The following is a 16043-nucleotide window of genomic DNA, read 5'->3' as shown; positions in this document are numbered from 1 at the left end:
GGGCGGGGGGGGGGGGCGGGGGGGGGGGCGGGGGGGGGGGGGGGGGGGCCGGGGGGGGGGGCGGGGCCGGCCCCCCCCCCGGGGGGGGGGGCCCCCCCCCCCCCCCCCCCCGCGGCCGCTTGTTGCACCCGGGGGCAGGCGAACGCCAAGGTGGCAGTCACGACGGGGACGAGTGACGACCTGAGGGGCGACATGGGCAGTGGTGGCTGGAGCAGGCGCCGGTTCGTCGGCGCGGTGACGGGCGGCGCCGCCGCGGCGGCTCTGCCGTCCTGCGACAAGGCGCCCGCGCCCCCGTCGGCCCCGGCCACGACGCCCGAGGCGGGTACGAGTGCGTCTCGCGGGGCCCGGCGCCCCTCCGGGCCCCGACCGCTCCACCTCGGCACTTACACCTCCGTCGAGGGCGGCGGCAAGGGCATCGGCCTGGCGACCTACGACGCGGCGACGGGTGAGATCACCGGCGGCGGCACGATCAGCGGCGTCGGCGACCCGTCGTACCTCGCGATCCACCCGGACCGCAGCACGCTGTACGCGGTGGACGAGCGTGCGGACGGCGCCGTGACCGCCGTCCGGCTGTCCGACCGGAAGGTGCTGGGCAGCCGCGGTACCGGCGGCGCCGCCCCGTGCCATCTGTCGGTGCATCCGGGCGGGCGCTGGCTGCTCAGCGCGAACTACGGCACGGGCAGCGTCGCCGTGCATCCCATCGACGCCTCGGGCGCCCTGGGCGAACGCACCGCTCTGGTCCGGCACTCCACTCCCCCGCCCGGCCCGGGCCAGGAGGGCCCGCACGCCCACCAGGTCGTCACGAGCCCGGACGGGGGCCATGTGCTCGCCGTCGACCTGGGGACGGACACCGTCTACACCTACCGGCTGGACGACAAGGCGGGCACGCTCACCGAGATCGCGCAGGCACACACCCGGCCGGGCGCCGGACCGCGCCATCTCACGTTCCACCCGGGCGGCCGGTACGCCTACCTCGCCAACGAGGTCGACAACACGGTGGCGGTCTGCTCCTACGACAAGGCCTCCGGCCGGCTGACCGTCGGCGAGGCACAGTCCACGGGCACAGGTTCGGGCACGAACTACCCGGCGCAGATCCTGGTGAGTGCCGACGGCCGGTTCGCCTATCTGGCCAACCGCGGCCACAACAGCCTCACCCGCTACGCCGTCGAGGCGGACGGCGCCCGCCTCAGGCTGCTCGGCACGGTGCCGGTGGGCGGCGACTTCCCCCGGCAGATCGCGTTCTCACCGGAGGGCACGCTGCTGTTCGCCGCGAACCAGAAGTCCTCCACCGTCACCGTCTTCCACGTGGACGAGGGCGACGGCGCTCTGCGGCGTGCGGGAGCGGCGTTCCCCTCACCCGTCGCCGTCTGTGCGCTGCCGCTGTAGGGACCGCGGGCAGGACGCGGCGGTGGCCCGGCCGAGCAGGGCGTGCATGCGCTCGGTGAGCTGCGCGACGTCGTCGGCGGGTGTGTGGAAGGTGAGGCGTACGTCGCCGTGGGCGCGGACCCGTTCGATGCGCAGCGTCAGTCCGTGCCGGTCGACGGCGAGCGGCCGGACGCGTACCGCGCCGTGCAGGCTGTCGGGGTCGACGAGCCGCGTGAGGCGTTCGACGGCGTCGGCGTGGCAGTCGGCGAGGTGGGTCAGCAGCCGGGACTCGGCCGTGGTGAGCGGGTCGGGCACGGCGGCGGCGAACTCGGCGAGGTCGACGACCACGGAGCCGGACGGCTGCCGCAGCACGACCCGGGTGGGCGTGAAGGCGAGCCTTTCCCCCTCGACGGCGAACCAGCCCGCGAGCCACAGCCGGGCTCGGATCCGGTTGCGGACCGGGACGGGCGCGACGTCGGCGAACTCCAGCACCGCGGACGGCTCGCCGCGGGGCGCGCAGATCGCGGCCGCGAGCAGGGCGCTGTCCTCGGGCACGTCCACCAGTACCCGGCCGTCCTCGTCCACGCTGTGCGCGCCGACCAGTTCCTCCCGCGTGCCCTCCGCGGTCACGGAGCAGGACCACGCGGCGGCGAGCACCGAGCGCGCCCGCTCCGCCGCGGCGGGAGCCGCCGTCCAGCTGTGGCTGTCGCCATCCATCCCAGACCTCCTTAGGTAAGCCTCACCTAACCTATCGAAGATCGGGGTGCACGCCAACCACGTCAGACGACCTTCGCGAGACCCTTCAGGGCGTGAGAACGCCCAGCAGGGCGCGTGCGCACAGCTCGCGCACCTGCTCGCGGCCCGCCTCCGACTCCGTGCCGCGCAGCCACTCCAGGCAGACGGCCGTGGTGAACGCCAGCCAGCCGCGCACGGCCAGCCGGACCTCCGGCCGCCCCTCGACGGCGGGGCCGAACTCGGGGTCCGCGGCGAGCGCGGCGAGGATCTGCCGCTCCTGCGCGGCCAGGGCCCGCTGATAGACGCGCCGCACCGCCTGATCCCCGGCCGCGTCGGCACGATGGAAGGCCCGATAGCCGTGGGCGTGCGCCTGGACGTACTCCAGGAACGTCTCCAGGCCCGCCCCGAGTTGCTCGCGGACGGGGATGCCTGGCACCGCCGCCGTCATGCGCAGCATGCGCTCGCTCTCGCGCTCGACGACCGCCGCGAAGAAGTCCCGCTTCGTCGGGAAGTAGTGGTACAGCAGGCCACGGGACACCCCGGCGATCTCGGCGACCTGCTCGATCCACACGTCGTCGTAGGGGCTCTCCGAGAACAGTCGCGTCCCGACCGACAGGAGCTGCTCCCGGCGCTCCTCGGTACTGAGCCGGCGACGCGTGCGCCCGCCCTGGTTCGCAGCCATGCCCGCACTGTACTTGACGCCGGTTCAACAACGGGACCACACTGAACCGCGCTATTGAACTCACGTACAACACCTGCGAACCCGCCGTCGGATCAAGGGAGATCGCGTCATGACGGAGGCGCCGACACGGGCCGGGGAGCCCAAGGGTTTCCGGAGTGCCGAGCTGGGGTGGCCGGAGCTGGACCGCATTCCGCATCCGCCGCGCCGGATCCCGCTGCTCGGGGACGTGGTGGGGGTGAACCGGCGCACTCCCATACAGGACTCGCTGCGCCACGCCCGCGAACTGGGGCCGGTGTTCCGGCGGAAGGCGTTCGGCAAGGAGTTCGTGTTCGTGTGGGGTGCCCGGCACGCGGCCGACCTCGCGGACGAGTCACGGTTCGCCAAGCACGTGGGACTGGGCGTGGCCAACCTGCGGCCGGTCGCCGGGGACGGCCTGTTCACGGCCTACAACCACGAGCCGAACTGGCAGCTGGCCCACGACGTGCTCGCGCCGGGGTTCAGCCGCGACGCCATGGCCGGCTACCACCCCATGATGCTGTCGGTCGCGCGGCGGCTGACGGAGCACTGGGACCGGGCGGCCGAGGCGGGCCGGGCGGTGGACGTGCCCGGTGACATGACCAAGCTGACCCTGGAGACGATCGCCCGGACCGGCTTCGGGCACGACTTCGGTTCGTTCGAACGCTCCCGGCCGCATCCGTTCGTGACCGCGATGGTCGGCACGCTGACCTACGCCCAGCGGCTCAACAGCGTGCCCTTCCCGCTGGCGCCTCTGCTGCTGCGCAGCGCGAGCCGCCGCAACGCGGCCGACATCGCCCACCTCGACGAGACGGTCGACGCCCTGGTGCGGGCCCGGCGCGCCGGCGGCGGCGGTGACGGCGATCTGCTCGACCGCATGCTGGAGACGGCCCATCCCGCAACCGGGGAACGGCTGGCTCCGCAGAACGTCCGCCGCCAGGTCATCACGTTCCTCGTCGCCGGCCACGAGACGACCTCCGGCGCGCTCTCCTTCGCCCTGCACTACCTCTCCCGCCACCCCGAGATCGCCGCCCGGGCCCGCGCCGAGGTGGACCGGGTGTGGGGGGACACGGCGAAACCCGCCTACGAGCAGGTGGCCCGGCTGCGCTACGTCCGCCGGGTGCTGGACGAGTCGCTGCGGCTGTGGCCCACCGCGCCCGCGTTCTCCCGGGAGGCCCGGCAGGACACGGTGCTGGCCGGGGAGCACCCGATGCGGCGCGGCGCCTGGGCGCTGGTGCTGACGCCGATGCTGCACCGGGACCCCGACGTGTGGGGCGCGGACGCCGAGCGGTTCGACCCGGACCGCTTCGACGCGCAGGCCGTACGGGCGCGGCCCCCGCACACCTTCAAGCCGTTCGGGACGGGCGCGCGGGCGTGCATCGGCCGCCAGTTCGCGTTGCACGAGGCCACGTTGGTGCTCGGGTTGCTGCTGCGGCGCTACGAACTGCGGGCCGACCCGGCCTATCGGCTGCGTGTGACGGAGCGGCTGACGCTGATGCCGGAGGGCCTGCGGCTGCATCCGGAGCGCCGCACGGCGGTGCGGGAGCCGGCCTCAGACCTGCGCAGTCCAGTGTCCGGGGCGGGTGACTGACCCGGGCAGCCGGGTCCCGGCGCTTCCCCGGGCCGCGTTCAGCTGCGGCTGGGTGAGGAAGAACGCCCCGGTCAGATCGGCGTCGGTGAGGTCCGCGTCGCGCAGGTCGGCACCGATCAGGTCGGCGCCCCGCAGGTCCGCTCCGGTGAGGTCGGCGGCGATGAGGTAGGCGCCGCGGAGACTGGCACCGCGCAGGTCGGCGCCCTTGAGGCGGGCGCCCATGAGGTCAGCGCCCCGGCGGTCCTTCTTCCGGCCCTTGGTACCGGCCCTGGCCAGCTCGCTCGTCCTCAGCAGGAGGACATTGACCTCCTGGCGGTGCGCCGCCACGTCCAGCGCGGCGAGTTCCTCGGGCGTCCCGGCGGCCAGTTCCCCGGTCTTCTCCAGGGCCGCGCGCAGTTCGGCGTGGACGGGCCGGGCCGCCGGCAGGGTGAGCGCCTCGGTCAGGTACCACAGCAGTTCGTGCAGCTGCCGGGCCACCGGGAACACCTCGAACATACGACGGGCCCGCTCCGGCGGACCGGTCCGCCAGTCCTGTCCGCCGAAGGTGATCTGCGAGACCTGCTGCCCGGCGCCGAAGCAGTCGTAGACCGTGCAGCCGGTGAATCCCTGCTGCCGGAGCCTGGCGTGGATGCCGCAGCGGTGGTCCTCCCGGAGGTTGCGGCAGGGCGTGCCGGCAGCCTTGTCCACCGCGAAGTCGGCCGACGCGGCAAAGGGCAGGGCGACGCAGCACAGCCCGAAGCACCGCTCGCAGTCGCCGCGCAGTTCCGCCTGCTCGGCCTGGTGTTCTCGCATGCCGTTCAGCATACGAAACGACAACTGACGGGCGCGTTCCGGTCACACCGCCGGACCGGGCACCTCCAGCCGCTCCAGCCGCTCGGGGTCGGCCAGGATGTACATGTCCGTGATGCGGCCGTCGACGATCGTGACTCCCATGACCGACTGGACGCGGCCTTCGTGCACGTTGACCATTCCGACCGAGCCGTTGACCAGGACCAGCTCCGCGGCCTGCGTGAACGGGGCGAACATGAGCGCCTGCTCGGCCACCGTCTTCGCACCCTGGACCACCTTGGAGGCAGCCGCTCCCCGCACGAGATCGCCGGAGTCGGCCCGCAGCAGCACGTCCGGGTGCAGGACGGCCACCAGCGCCTCGAAATCCCCGGCGCGCGAGGCGGCCAGGAAGGCGTCGAGCACCTGCCTCTGCCGGCCGAGGTCCGGCTCGGCCGACGGGGTCGCACCGCGCACCCGGCGTCGGGCGCGGCTCGCGAGCTGCCGGGTCGCGGCCGGGTTGCGCTCCACGATCGGCGCGATGTCGTCGAACGGCACGGCGAACAAGTCGTGCAGTACGAACGTGAGCCGCTCGTCGGGCGTCAGGTTCTCCAGCACGACGAGCAGGGCCAGGCCCACGGAGTCGGCCTGGAGCACCTCCTCGGCCGGGTCGATGTGCGACAGGGGCCGGAGCACCGGGTCCGGGACGTAGGCCCGCACGGTGTCCTGGGTGTCGCCCATCGGCTCCTCGCGGCGGGCGGTGCGCGAGCGCAGCATGTCCAGGCAGGCCCGGCCGGTCACCGTGGTCAGCCAGCCGCCGAGGTTCTGGATGTCGTCCGTGTCGGTGCGGCTGAGCTTGAGCCAGACCTCCTGGACGGCGTCCTCCGCCTCGGAGAGCGATCCGAGCATGCGGTAGGCCACCGCCTTCAGATGTCCCCTGTGTTCCTCGAAGCGGTGCGCCAGTTCCTCGTTGCCTGTCATGGTCTCCCCCGTCGTCCGTCGGTCAACCGCTGATCATCTGCTGAACAGTTCGAACGCCACCGCGGGGCGGCCCCCGAACCGCTCCCCCGTCCGCTCCGCGTGCTCCGTCAGGAAGCCACGCGCATACGTCTCCGGGTCCTCGCTGGTCAGCACCTCGATGTACGTGCGGTGTTCCAGCAGGGAGCGCACGGCCCGTTCCATCCCGGCTGTCGCGTCGACCGCGTGCGTGGGCGTGCTGGAACCCGCGACCGCGACCCAGCGCACACCGTCCCAGGGGTCGAGGCCCTGCTCGACGAGCTCAGGGAAGATCCACCGGTTGCCGGCGTCGCCGGCGGCGTCGAGCGTGGCCCGGCCGACGGCCACGTGGTCCGGGGTGTTCCAGGCGACGCCGCCCCAGGTGTCGCGGTGGTTGAGCGTGAGGACCAGCTCGGGCTTGTGGCGGCGGATGGCGGCGGCGATGTCGCGGCGCAGGGCGGTGCCGTACTCGATGACACCGTCCTTGTGGTCGAGGAACTCCACCTCCGACACGCCGACCACCGCCGCGCTGGCCCGCTGCTCCTGCTCGCGCAGCGGCCCGCACCGCTCGGGCTCCAGCGTGTCGATGCCGGCCTCGCCCCGGGTCGCGAGGACGTAGGCGACCTCGCGGCCTTCGTCGGTCCAGGCCGCGATCGCCGCCGAGCAGCCGTACTCGAGGTCGTCCGGGTGCGCGACGACCGCGAGGGCACGCCGCCAGTCGTCGGGCATGGGCTGCAGTTGAGTGGTCGTCATGTCCGCAGACTAGCCCGCACCGCCGACATCGACGGGCGTACGGCACGGCATCAGGCCTCGCCGCGCGCCAGCGCCAGCAGCCGGTCGAGGACGCGGGGGCCGCCGGTGCGGACGCCGTCGTGCTCGAACTCGTCCGTGATCCAGGTGCGCAGCCCCCGGATCGTGTGGGCGGTGCGCAGGGAGTGGGCCGTGTCGACGTACATGTCGTCGTGGTAGACGGCCGCCACCACCGGCACCGTGTTGGCGGCGAGGCGGGCCGGGTCGTACAGGGGCGCCCAGTCGGTGCGGGCGGCGAGCAGTCCGGCGGTCTCACGCAGCGGGCGCAGGGCCGGGTCGCAGTCGAACATCCAGGGGTGAATCGATTCTCCGGTGAAGAGCAGGGGCTCGTCACCGGCGAGGGCCTTGGCCGCGTCGAACTGCGGGAACTCGACGCGGACGCGCTCGGCCGACCAGGCCGTGGGCCGGGCGTCCTGGCCGTAGATCGACTCGTGGACCAGGGCGTACAGCGGGTGACGGGCGAAGGAGAGCGTGGCCTGGACCTGCTCCTGGAAGGCGTCCGAGAGCCTGGAGCCCTGCGGGGTGCGGACGAAGGCGTCCTCGAGGAGGTAGTGCAGGCGATGGGTGCCGTCTGCGGTGCCGAGGGCGATGCCGAGGGACTGGAAGGCCTCGACGGTGAGCCGGTAGCCGTTCGGCAGGACCACGTCGTGGTGGAGCAGGTGCTCGGCGATGCGGCGGGCGCGCTCGGCGTCCTCGGGGTAGCGGGCGTAGTGGGCGGTGACCTTGCGTTCGATGCGCGGGAACGCGGCCCGGTAGACGTCGTCGGCGTGGGCGTCCAGGGAGGGCAGGCCGCCGGTGATCACGGCGGTGGCCAGGCCCTCGGGGGCGAGCGACAGGTAGGTGGTCGCGCAGAAGCCGCCGAAGCTCTGGCCGAGGACGGTCCAGGGCTTGCCGCCGGTGAGTTCCGCGCGGACGGCCTCGCAGTCGCGGACGATCGAGTCGGCGCGGAAGCGCGTGAGGTAGTCCGCCTGCTCGGCCGGGCCGCCGCGCAGCGGGAGGGTCTGGCGGTTCGCGGGGGTGCTGTGGCCGGTGCCGCGCTGGTCGAGGAGCAGGACGCGGTACTCCTTCAGGGCCCTGCCGAGCCAGCCCGGCCGTCCGACGGACCGGTCGGCGCCGAAGCCGGGTCCGCCCTGGAGGTAGAGCAGCCACGGCAGGTCCTGGGATGCCTTGTCGCCCGCCACGACCTCGCGGGCGTACAGCTCGATCGTCTCGCCGTCGGGGCGGCCGTGGTCGAGGGGGACGGTGAAGCGGCGGTCGGTGAGGAGGACTCCGGGCTGGCGGTAGCTGACGGTCAACAGGGCTCCCGGGACGGACGGATTTTCGGGCCGCGTCCCAGTTCACCACAAGGATCGCCCGCGAGTGAGCCCCTCGATCATGAAACCTGCTGAACGGCCGTTCAGCCTCAGCGAGCGGACAGGCTGGAGCGGCGGACCACCAGCTCGGGCTGCAGGACGACCCTGCGGTGCTCGTGTGTGCGCGCCGCGCCCTCCTCCTCCGTCTCTTCCAGGAGCAGGTCGGCCGCCATGGCTCCCATGGTGACGGCGGGCTGGCGCACCGAGGTGAGCGGGACGGCCGCGGCGGCGGCGAACTCGATGTCGTCGTAGCCGACGATGGCGAGGTCGTCGGGGACGCCGACGCCGGCCGCGTACATGGCCTGCAGGACTCCGAGGGCGAGCAGGTCGTTGGCGCAGAACACGGCGGTGGGCCGGTCGGCGAGCCCGAGCAGCCGGGCCCCGGCGTCCCGACCCGCGGCGACGTCCAGCCGTTCGGTGGGCAGCTCGCGCAGCGCGTCGGGGCCGAGCCCGGCCTCGGCGAGCGCCTCCAGGGCGCCGGTGCGCCGGTCGTGGACCTGGTTCAGGCCGGGCGGGCCGCTGACGTAGGCGATCGAGCGGTGTCCGGCGTCGACGAGGTGGCGTACGGCCAGGGCACCGCCCGCCACGTCGTCGACGGAGACCGAGCACTCGGTGGTGCCCTCGGCGACCCGGTCGACCAGGACGAACGGGATGCCGTGCCGGCGGAACGTCTCGATGTTGCGGCCGGTCGCGTCGGCCGGGGTGAGCAGCACACCGCGCACCCGCTGCTCGGCGAAGAGCGACAGGTACTCGGCCTCCTCGCCGGGGTTCTGGGCGCTGTTGCAGACCATGACGCCGAGTCCGGCCTGCCGGGCGGCGCGCTCGGCGCCGCGCGCGACGTCGACGAAGAAGGGGTTGCCCATGTCGAGGACGAGCAGCCCCATGATGCGGCTGCGGCCCGCGCGCAGCTGGCGCGCGGACTCGCTGCGGACGTACCCGAGCCGGTCTATCGCGGACAGCACCCGGGCCCGGGTCTCGGTCGCGACCGTGTCCGGGCGGTTGATCACGTTCGAGACCGTGCCGACGGAGACTCCGGCGACGCGGGCGACGTCCTTGATACCCACCGACTGGGCCATCGGGCAGGGACCTCCAGGGGGAGACGGGGGCGGCGTCCGGGGCGGCTTCACATTACCGGCACGCCGTCCCGGGAACCGGATGCGGTCAGGCGGGCAGGCGGAAGTCCGTCACGTGCAGCGCCGAGGGCGTCGTGCCGCTGGACTTCTCCTGGTACATGAACGACAGCACCCCGTCCTGCGCGACCCGCGTCTCGTCGATGACGACCTCGCCGAAGGCGTTGAGGCCGCTGCCGTCGAACAGGATCTTCCAGTCCGTGTACCCGGAGGCGGCGGAGGCCCCCGCGATCCGGCCGAAGGGGAAGACCGCGTAGGCGTTGTCGTACCTGTCCAGGATCAGCTTGGTGCGCTGGCTGGAGTTCAGCGGGACCGGTATCTCGGTCTTCTGCCAGGTGCCGGAGGCGTTCTTGCGGACGTGGAAGGCACGGCCGTTGGCGGTGCGGTCCGCGACGTAGTTCGTGGTGCACTGGCCGAAGCGCCCGGGCACGTAGGAGATGATCGCGTGCGGCCTGCCCGCGGAGTCGGTGAACTGGCTCTCCTGGTTCATCAGGGAGTGGTCGGGGTTGAGCGGGTCGATCACCAGTCCGGCGTCGGTCACGGACACCTTGTCGGAGCCTCCGGTCACACCCACGACGGTCCCGGCGTTGTTGCGCCAGGTGCGGCCCCGGTCGTCGGAGTAGACGTAGCCGGTGTCGTGGTTGGTGATGCCGCCGCCGTTGCACATCACGGCGCCGTTCTGCTCGCGCCAGGTGAAGAAGGAGTGCAGGCGCCCGTTCCGGTCGTAGTCGATGCCGTGCAGGTACATGTTGCGGGCCGTCGAGGAGCCGTGCTCGCTGGTGTACGTGCCGGTGGAGGCGGACCACTCGCCGAGGTCGGTCCACTTCGTACCGTCGTACTCGGCGAGGGCGTTGCGGCCGTTGCCGGAGATCGCGACGCGGTAGCTCAGCTGGAGCTTGCCGTCGGGCGTGGAGACGAACTGCGGGTAGGTGAACTGCGAGGTGAGCGACAGCCCGTCCAGGGTGGACTGGGGTGCGCCGAAGCGACCGGAGTCCCAGCTCAGCCCCGCAGGGTTGTCCATCAGCCCGGCGACGGACTTGACGTAGGTGAAGCCGTCGCTGTGGGAGTCCATGTTGAGGTGCAGGCGGCCGTCGACCTTGGAGACGCCCATGGAGATGACGTTGTGGGAGTCGTCGGCCTTGAGCGTGTGCCCGACCTTCACGGTCGACCAGGTGCTCCCGCCGAGGACGCGGCGGCCGACGACGGCGCCCCGGTCGGCGGTGTACCAGACGGCGTACTGATAACCCTTGTAGGTCAGCAGGCCGTTCTTCTGGAACGAGTTGTTGTTGACCAGCCCGTCGTACGACACGAAGAAGATCGCCTGGCCGTCGAGCGTGGTGGTGCCGGTCCGGGTGACGGAGGGGCCGGGGCCGGCGGCCCGCGCGGTGCCGGAGGCGAGGGCGGGGGTCACCACTGCTCCCGCGAGGGCGGCGGCCAGCAAGGTACGTCTGTGGATCTCGTGGACTCCATCGTCATGCGAGGTGGAACACTTCGGTGAGCGGTTTCATGGCCTCGTCGGGCCGGGCGCCGTCCAGCGACTCGAAGAACGGCGCCATCTCCGCCTGCCAGCGGGCGTTGACGTCGGTGGCTTCCATACCGGCCTGGGCGGCGGCGAAGTCCTCGGTCTCCAGGTAGCCGACGAGCAGTCCGTCCTCGCGCAGGAAGAGCGAGTAGTTGTGCCAGCCGGTCTCCGAGAGCGCCCGGAGCATCTCTGGCCACACCGCGGCGTGCCGCTCGCGGTACTCGTCGAGGCGCTCCGCCCGGACCTTCAGCAGGAAGCACACACGCTGCATCAACGATTCTCCAGAACTAGAAGTTGAACTGGTCGATGTTCTTGGCGTCGAACACGGTCGGCTTGCCGAGGCTGATGACGCCGTCCTTGCCGATGGTGTACTCACCCATGGAGCCGGCCTTGAAGGTCTCGCCCTCCTTGCCGGTGATCTGCCCGGAGGACAGGGCGACGGCGGTGCGGGCGGCCAGCTCGCCGAGCTTGGCCGGGTCCCACAGCTCGAACGCCTCGACGGTGCCGTTCTTGACGTACTTGCGCATGTCGTTCGGGGTGCCGAGGCCGGTCAGCTTGACCTTGCCCTTGTACTTGGAGCCCGACAGGTACTGGGCGGCGGCCTTGATGCCGACGGTGGTCGGGGAGATGATCCCCTTCAGGTTCGGGTACTCCTGGAGCAGGCCCTGGGTCTGCTGGAAGGACTGCTGGGCGTCGTCGTTGCCGTACGCGGTCTTGACCAGCTTGATGTTCTTGTACTCGGGCTTCTTCAGCTCGTCCTTCATGAAGTCGATCCAGGTGTTCTGGTTCGTCGCGGTCTGCGCGGCGGACAGGATCGCGATCTCGCCCTTGTAGTCGATCTGCTTGGCGAGCAGTTGCACCTCGGTACGGCCCAGGTCCTCGGCGGAGGCCTGCGAGACGAAGGCGTTGCGGCAGTCGGCCGTGGTGTCGGAGTCGTAGGTGACGACCTTGATGCCGTTCTTCATGGCCTGCTTGAGCGCGGTGCACAGCGCGCCCGGGTCCTGCGCGGACACGGCCATGGCGTCGACCTGCTGCTGGGTGAGCGTGTTGACGTAGGAGACCTGCCCGGCGGTGTCGGTCGCGCTGGACGGCCCGACCTCCTTGTAGCTGGACCCCAGCTCCTTCAGCGCCTTCTCGCCGCCCTTGTCGGCGCTGGTGAAGTACGGGTTGTTGACCTGCTTGGGCAGGAACCCGACGGTGAGCCCCTTCTTGGTGGCCGCGTTCGGGTCGGCCTTGCCGGCGGTGGCGGCGCTGCCGCCCTCGTTCGCGACGTCCTTCTTGGTGGTGCCGCCGCCGCAGGCGGTGAGGGCCAGGGCGAGAGAGGTGGCGGTGGCGAGGGCCGCACAGCTGCGGCGGAGAGTCGACTTACGCATGGCTTTTCCTTTGAACGAGGTTGAGGGGAACGCCCTTGCTTTTCAGGGGCGCGGGGAACTGCGCGACCAGCCACAAGCCGCCGGTCAGCCGGACGATTGAGCACGCAGAACGGCGATCTGCCGAACCACCCGCGGCCCAAGAACGGAAAGCACGAGCAACACTCCGGTGACGACGATCTGCGACTGAGCGGACACGTCCTGGAGGCTCATCACGTTCTGCAGCGCCCCGAGCAGAAACACCCCGGCGATCGCACCGCCCAACGTGCCCTTGCCTCCGTCGAAGTCGATACCGCCGAGCAACACGGCGGCCACAACCGACAGTTCGAGGCCGGTGGCATTGTCGTACCGCGCACTCGCGTAGTGCAGCGCCCAGAAGATCCCGGTCAGCGAAGCCATCAGCCCGGTCAGCGTGAACAGGATCAGCTTCTGCCGCTTGACCCGGATCCCGGCGAACCGCGCGGCCTCCTCGCTCGCTCCGATCGCGAACAGCGACCGCCCGAACGGCGTCGCGTGCAGCGCGACCACGGCGATGGCGAGCAGGACGAGGAACGGCAGGAAGGCGTAGGGGAGGAAGGTGTCACCGACGCGCCCGGCCGCGAAGTCCAGGTACTGCGTGGGGAAGTCCGTCACCGCGTCGGACCCGAGCACGATCTGCGCGATGCCCCGGTAGGCGGCGAGGGTGCCGATGGTGACGGCGAGGGACGGCAGCCCCAGCCGGGTCACCAGCAGTCCGTTGACCAGCCCGCACACGACACCGAGCAGCAGGCAGATCGGGATGATGGTCTCGATGGCCATGCCCTGGTTCCACAGCGCGCCCATCACGGCACCGGACAGACCGGCGGTGGACGCGACCGACAGGTCGATCTCACCGGAGACCACCAGCAGGGTCATCGGCAGCGCGATCAGCGCGATGGGCAGGGTGTTGCCGATCAGGAACGACAGGTTGAGCGCGTTGCCGAACCCGTCGACGAAGCCGAAGGAGAACAGCAGGACCACGACGAGGAGTGCGCCGACGGCGGAGTCCCACCTCTTCAGGCCGGAGAAGCCGGCCGCTCGGCTCAGGGAGATGTCAGCCATGGCGAGCGTTCCTCTTCTTCAGGGCGGAGGCCACACGCAGCGCGACGATCCGGTCGACCGCGATCGCGAGGATGAGCAGGATGCCGTTGATCGCGAGCACCCATACGGAGCTGACGCCGAGGGCGGGCAGCACGCTGTTGATGGAGGTCAGCAGCAGCGCGCCGAGGGCCGCGCCGTAGACGCTGCCGGAGCCGCCGGTGAAGACGACGCCGCCGACCACGACCGCGCTGACGACGGTCAGTTCGTAGCCCGTGCCGGTGCCGGAGTCGACGTTGCCGAAGCGGGCGAGGTACATCGCCCCGGCGAGTCCGGCGAGGGCACCGCAGAAGGTGTACGCGGCGAGGATCCGCTTGCGGACCGGGATGCCGGCGAGGCGGGCGGCCTCGGGGTTGGAGCCGAGTGCGTACAGTTCGCGGCCGCTGCCGAAGTGCTTGAGGTAATAGGCGGTGGCGACGAGGACCGCCAGCGCGATCAGCGCCAGGTACGGGACCGCCGAGATGCCGCCGGAGCCGAAGTCGACGAATCCGCCGGGCAGATCGGCCGCGGTGATCTGGCGGGAGCCGACCCAGATGGAGTCGATGCCGCGGATGATGTAGAGCGTGCCGAGGGTGACGACGAGCGCGGGCACCTGGCCGAGGCTGACGAGCAGTCCGTTGAGCAGTCCGAAGCCGATGCCCAGCAGGACCGCCAGGGCGATCGCCACGACCGGGTTACCCCCGCCCTGGAGATACGTGCCGGCGGCGAACGCGCTGATGCCGAGCGTGGATCCGACGGACAGGTCGACGTTGCGGGTGATGACCACCAGGGACTGGCCGGTGGCGACCAGGACCAGGATCGTGGCGTTCAGCAGCAGGTCCTTGACGCCCTGCTCGGACAGGAACTGGCTGTTGCCGGCCTGGGTGACGCCGATCATCACCAGGAAGACGAGCAGGATGGCGAGTTCGCGCATCTTGAAGACGCGGTCGACCAGCCGGGTGCCGCTCGACTTGGGCACGTCGGCCACGGGGGCTTCTTGCGGGGTGACGACCGTCATGCGGCGGCCCTCCCGGTGGCTGCGGCCATCACGGTTTCCTCGGTGGCGTCGGAGCGCGGTATCTCGGCGGTGAGCCGGCCCTCGTGCATCACCAGCACGCGGTCGGCCATGCCGAGGATCTCGGGCAGGTCGGAGGAGATCATCAGGACGGCCACGCCGTCGGCGGCCAGTTGCGACAGCAGCCGGTGCACCTCGGCCTTGGTGCCGACGTCGATGCCCCGGGTCGGCTCGTCGACGATCAGCACCTTGGGGCCGGTGGCCAGCCATTTGGCGAGCACGACCTTCTGCTGGTTGCCGCCGGAGAGCGTGTTGACGGTGTCGGCGATCCGGGCGTACTTGACCTGGAGCTTGACGGCCCAGTCGAGGGAGCGGCCGCGCTCGGCGCCGCGGTCCATCAGCCCGGCCTTCACCGTCGTCCGCAGGCCCGTCAGCCCGATGTTCCGCTCGATGGACATGTCCATCACCAGGCCCTGGGCGCGCCGGTCCTCCGGGACCAGGGCGACTCCGGCGGCCATGGCGGCGGAGGGCGCGCCGTTGACCAGGGACTTGCCGTGGACGGAGACCTCGCCGGCATCCCAGCGGTCGATGCCGAAGACGGCCCGGGCGACCTCGGTGCGCCCGGCGCCGACGAGTCCGGCCAGGCCGACGATCTCGCCGTGCCGGACCTCGAAGGAGACGTCGGTGAAGACGCCCTCGCGGGTCAGCCGGCGCACGCTCAGGGCGACCTCACCGGGCGTCACGTCCTGCTTGGGGTAGAGCTCGTCGAGGTCGCGGCCGACCATGCGGCGGACCAGGTCGTCCTCGGTCATGTCTGCCAGGGGCTCGCTGGCGATCCAGGCGCCGTCGCGCAGGGTGGTGACCCGGCGGCAGATCTCGAAGATCTCCTCCAGGCGGTGGGAGATGAAGAGCACGGCGGCGCCCTGGTCGCGCAGGGTGCGGACGACGCCGAAGAGGCGGGCGACCTCGCTGCCGGTGAGGGCTGCCGTCGGCTCGTCCATGATCAGGACGCGGGCGTCGAAGGAGAGGGCCTTGGCGATCTCGACGATCTGCTGGTCGGCGATGGACAGGCCGCGGGCGGGCCGGTCGGGGTCGAGTTCGACCCCGAGGCGCTTCATCAGGGCGGCCGTCGCGTTGTAGGTGGCCTTGTGGTCGATCCGGCCGAGGGCGCGGCGTGGCCGGCGGCCCATGTAGATGTTCTCGGCGATCGACAGGTCGGGAAAGAGCGTGGGCTCCTGGTAGATCACGGCGATACCGGCGTCGCGGGCGTCGCCGGGTCCGTGGAAGGCGACGGGCGCACCGTCGAGCAGCACCTGGCCGGCATCCGGTCGGTGCACACCGGCGAGGGTCTTGATGAGGGTGGACTTGCCGGCACCGTTCTCACCGGCGAGTGCGTGCACCTCCCCGGGGAACAGCTCCAGGGAGACATCCCGCAGTGCGCGGACCGCGCCGAAGGACTTGGAGACGTCCTTCAGTGCGAGAACCGGGGCCGGACCCGTGGTGGACGGGTGGGTCATGAGGGCTCCTCGACGACGCCGGCGGGTCGGCCCTCTCGGCGTCGTGAAAGGTTTCAACTTGGTTGCCGGGACGTTAGGCGGGC

15 protein-coding genes are annotated in these 16043 nt (G+C 71.6%); 2 read left to right on the top strand and 13 right to left on the bottom strand.

The window, feature by feature from the left end; genetic code table 11:
• Positions 1 to 192 precede the first annotated feature (192 nt).
• Positions 193 to 1386, top strand: a complete 1194-nt coding sequence (locus ACFCXS_RS21350) for a lactonase family protein (RefSeq protein ID WP_376645000.1) — start codon at positions 193 to 195, stop codon at positions 1384 to 1386.
• On the opposite strand, the gene ACFCXS_RS21345 is transcribed toward ACFCXS_RS21350, so the two are convergent.
• Both ACFCXS_RS21345 and ACFCXS_RS21340 read right to left on the bottom strand, forming a co-directional pair.
• Positions 1354 to 2082, bottom strand: a complete 729-nt coding sequence (locus ACFCXS_RS21345; protein WP_376644920.1) for a DUF2470 domain-containing protein — start codon at positions 2080 to 2082, stop codon at positions 1354 to 1356. The genes ACFCXS_RS21350 and ACFCXS_RS21345 overlap by 33 nt on opposite strands.
• An 85-nt stretch (positions 2083 to 2167) precedes the next feature.
• A complete protein-coding gene (locus tag ACFCXS_RS21340) occupies positions 2168 to 2782 on the bottom strand; it encodes a TetR/AcrR family transcriptional regulator (protein ID WP_376644919.1) in 615 nt (204 codons plus the stop codon).
• 109 nt (positions 2783 to 2891) lie between these two features.
• Here ACFCXS_RS21340 and ACFCXS_RS21335 point away from each other — a divergent pair, with 109 nt between their 5' ends.
• Positions 2892 to 4388, top strand: coding sequence for a cytochrome P450 (locus ACFCXS_RS21335; RefSeq protein ID WP_376644918.1), 1497 nt, complete (start codon positions 2892 to 2894; stop codon positions 4386 to 4388).
• Here ACFCXS_RS21335 and ACFCXS_RS21330 read toward each other — a convergent pair.
• From ACFCXS_RS21330 to ACFCXS_RS21280, 11 genes are all read right to left on the bottom strand, one after another.
• The gene (locus ACFCXS_RS21330) at positions 4350 to 5192 is read right to left on the bottom strand and encodes a pentapeptide repeat-containing protein (protein WP_376644917.1); all 843 of its coding nucleotides are present in this window, start codon (positions 5190 to 5192) and stop codon (positions 4350 to 4352) included. The two genes, ACFCXS_RS21335 and ACFCXS_RS21330, sit on opposite strands and share 39 nt — an antisense overlap.
• 30 nt (positions 5193 to 5222) lie before the next feature.
• Positions 5223 to 6134: an RNA polymerase sigma factor SigJ gene (gene sigJ / locus ACFCXS_RS21325; RefSeq protein WP_376644916.1), complete on the bottom strand. Its 912-nt coding sequence runs from the start codon at positions 6132 to 6134 to the stop codon at positions 5223 to 5225.
• A gap of 33 nt (positions 6135 to 6167) precedes the next feature.
• Positions 6168 to 6902, bottom strand: coding sequence for a PIG-L deacetylase family protein (locus ACFCXS_RS21320; protein ID WP_376644915.1), 735 nt, complete (start codon positions 6900 to 6902; stop codon positions 6168 to 6170).
• A gap of 50 nt (positions 6903 to 6952) precedes the next feature.
• Positions 6953 to 8254, bottom strand: coding sequence for an alpha/beta fold hydrolase (locus ACFCXS_RS21315; protein ID WP_376644914.1), 1302 nt, complete (start codon positions 8252 to 8254; stop codon positions 6953 to 6955).
• A gap of 107 nt (positions 8255 to 8361) precedes the next feature.
• On the bottom strand, positions 8362 to 9387 hold the full coding sequence (locus ACFCXS_RS21310) for a LacI family DNA-binding transcriptional regulator (protein WP_376644913.1): 1026 nt from the start codon (positions 9385 to 9387) through the stop codon (positions 8362 to 8364).
• An 85-nt stretch (positions 9388 to 9472) separates the two neighbouring features.
• The gene (locus ACFCXS_RS21305; protein WP_376644999.1) at positions 9473 to 10897 is read right to left on the bottom strand and encodes a BNR repeat-containing protein; all 1425 of its coding nucleotides are present in this window, start codon (positions 10895 to 10897) and stop codon (positions 9473 to 9475) included.
• A 16-nt stretch (positions 10898 to 10913) separates the two neighbouring features.
• On the bottom strand, positions 10914 to 11234 hold the full coding sequence (locus ACFCXS_RS21300) for an L-rhamnose mutarotase (RefSeq protein ID WP_376644912.1): 321 nt from the start codon (positions 11232 to 11234) through the stop codon (positions 10914 to 10916).
• Between the two features lie 16 nt (positions 11235 to 11250).
• Positions 11251 to 12336 (bottom strand): rhamnose ABC transporter substrate-binding protein, encoded by a 1086-nt coding sequence (gene rhaS / locus ACFCXS_RS21295; RefSeq protein ID WP_376644911.1) that lies wholly within the window; start codon positions 12334 to 12336, stop codon positions 11251 to 11253.
• 84 nt (positions 12337 to 12420) lie between these two features.
• Positions 12421 to 13413 carry an ABC transporter permease gene (locus ACFCXS_RS21290; RefSeq protein WP_376644910.1) on the bottom strand — a complete coding sequence of 331 codons (993 nt, stop codon included), beginning with the start codon at positions 13411 to 13413 and terminating at the stop codon, positions 12421 to 12423.
• Entirely contained in the window at positions 13406 to 14446 is a 1041-nt protein-coding gene (locus ACFCXS_RS21285) for an ABC transporter permease (RefSeq protein WP_376644909.1), read from the bottom strand. Before ACFCXS_RS21285 ends, ACFCXS_RS21290 begins: the two co-directional genes overlap by 8 nt.
• Positions 14443 to 15960 (bottom strand): sugar ABC transporter ATP-binding protein, encoded by a 1518-nt coding sequence (locus ACFCXS_RS21280; RefSeq protein WP_376644908.1) that lies wholly within the window; start codon positions 15958 to 15960, stop codon positions 14443 to 14445. The genes ACFCXS_RS21285 and ACFCXS_RS21280 overlap by 4 nt, the downstream gene beginning before the upstream one ends.
• Positions 15961 to 16043 lie beyond the last annotated feature (83 nt).

This window comes from Streptomyces sp. NPDC056373 (assembly GCF_042262425.1).
GTDB lineage: Bacteria > Actinomycetota > Actinomycetes > Streptomycetales > Streptomycetaceae > Streptomyces.
The sequence above is the reverse complement of the archived record's forward strand: the minus strand, read 5'-3'. Positions and strand labels throughout refer to the sequence as shown.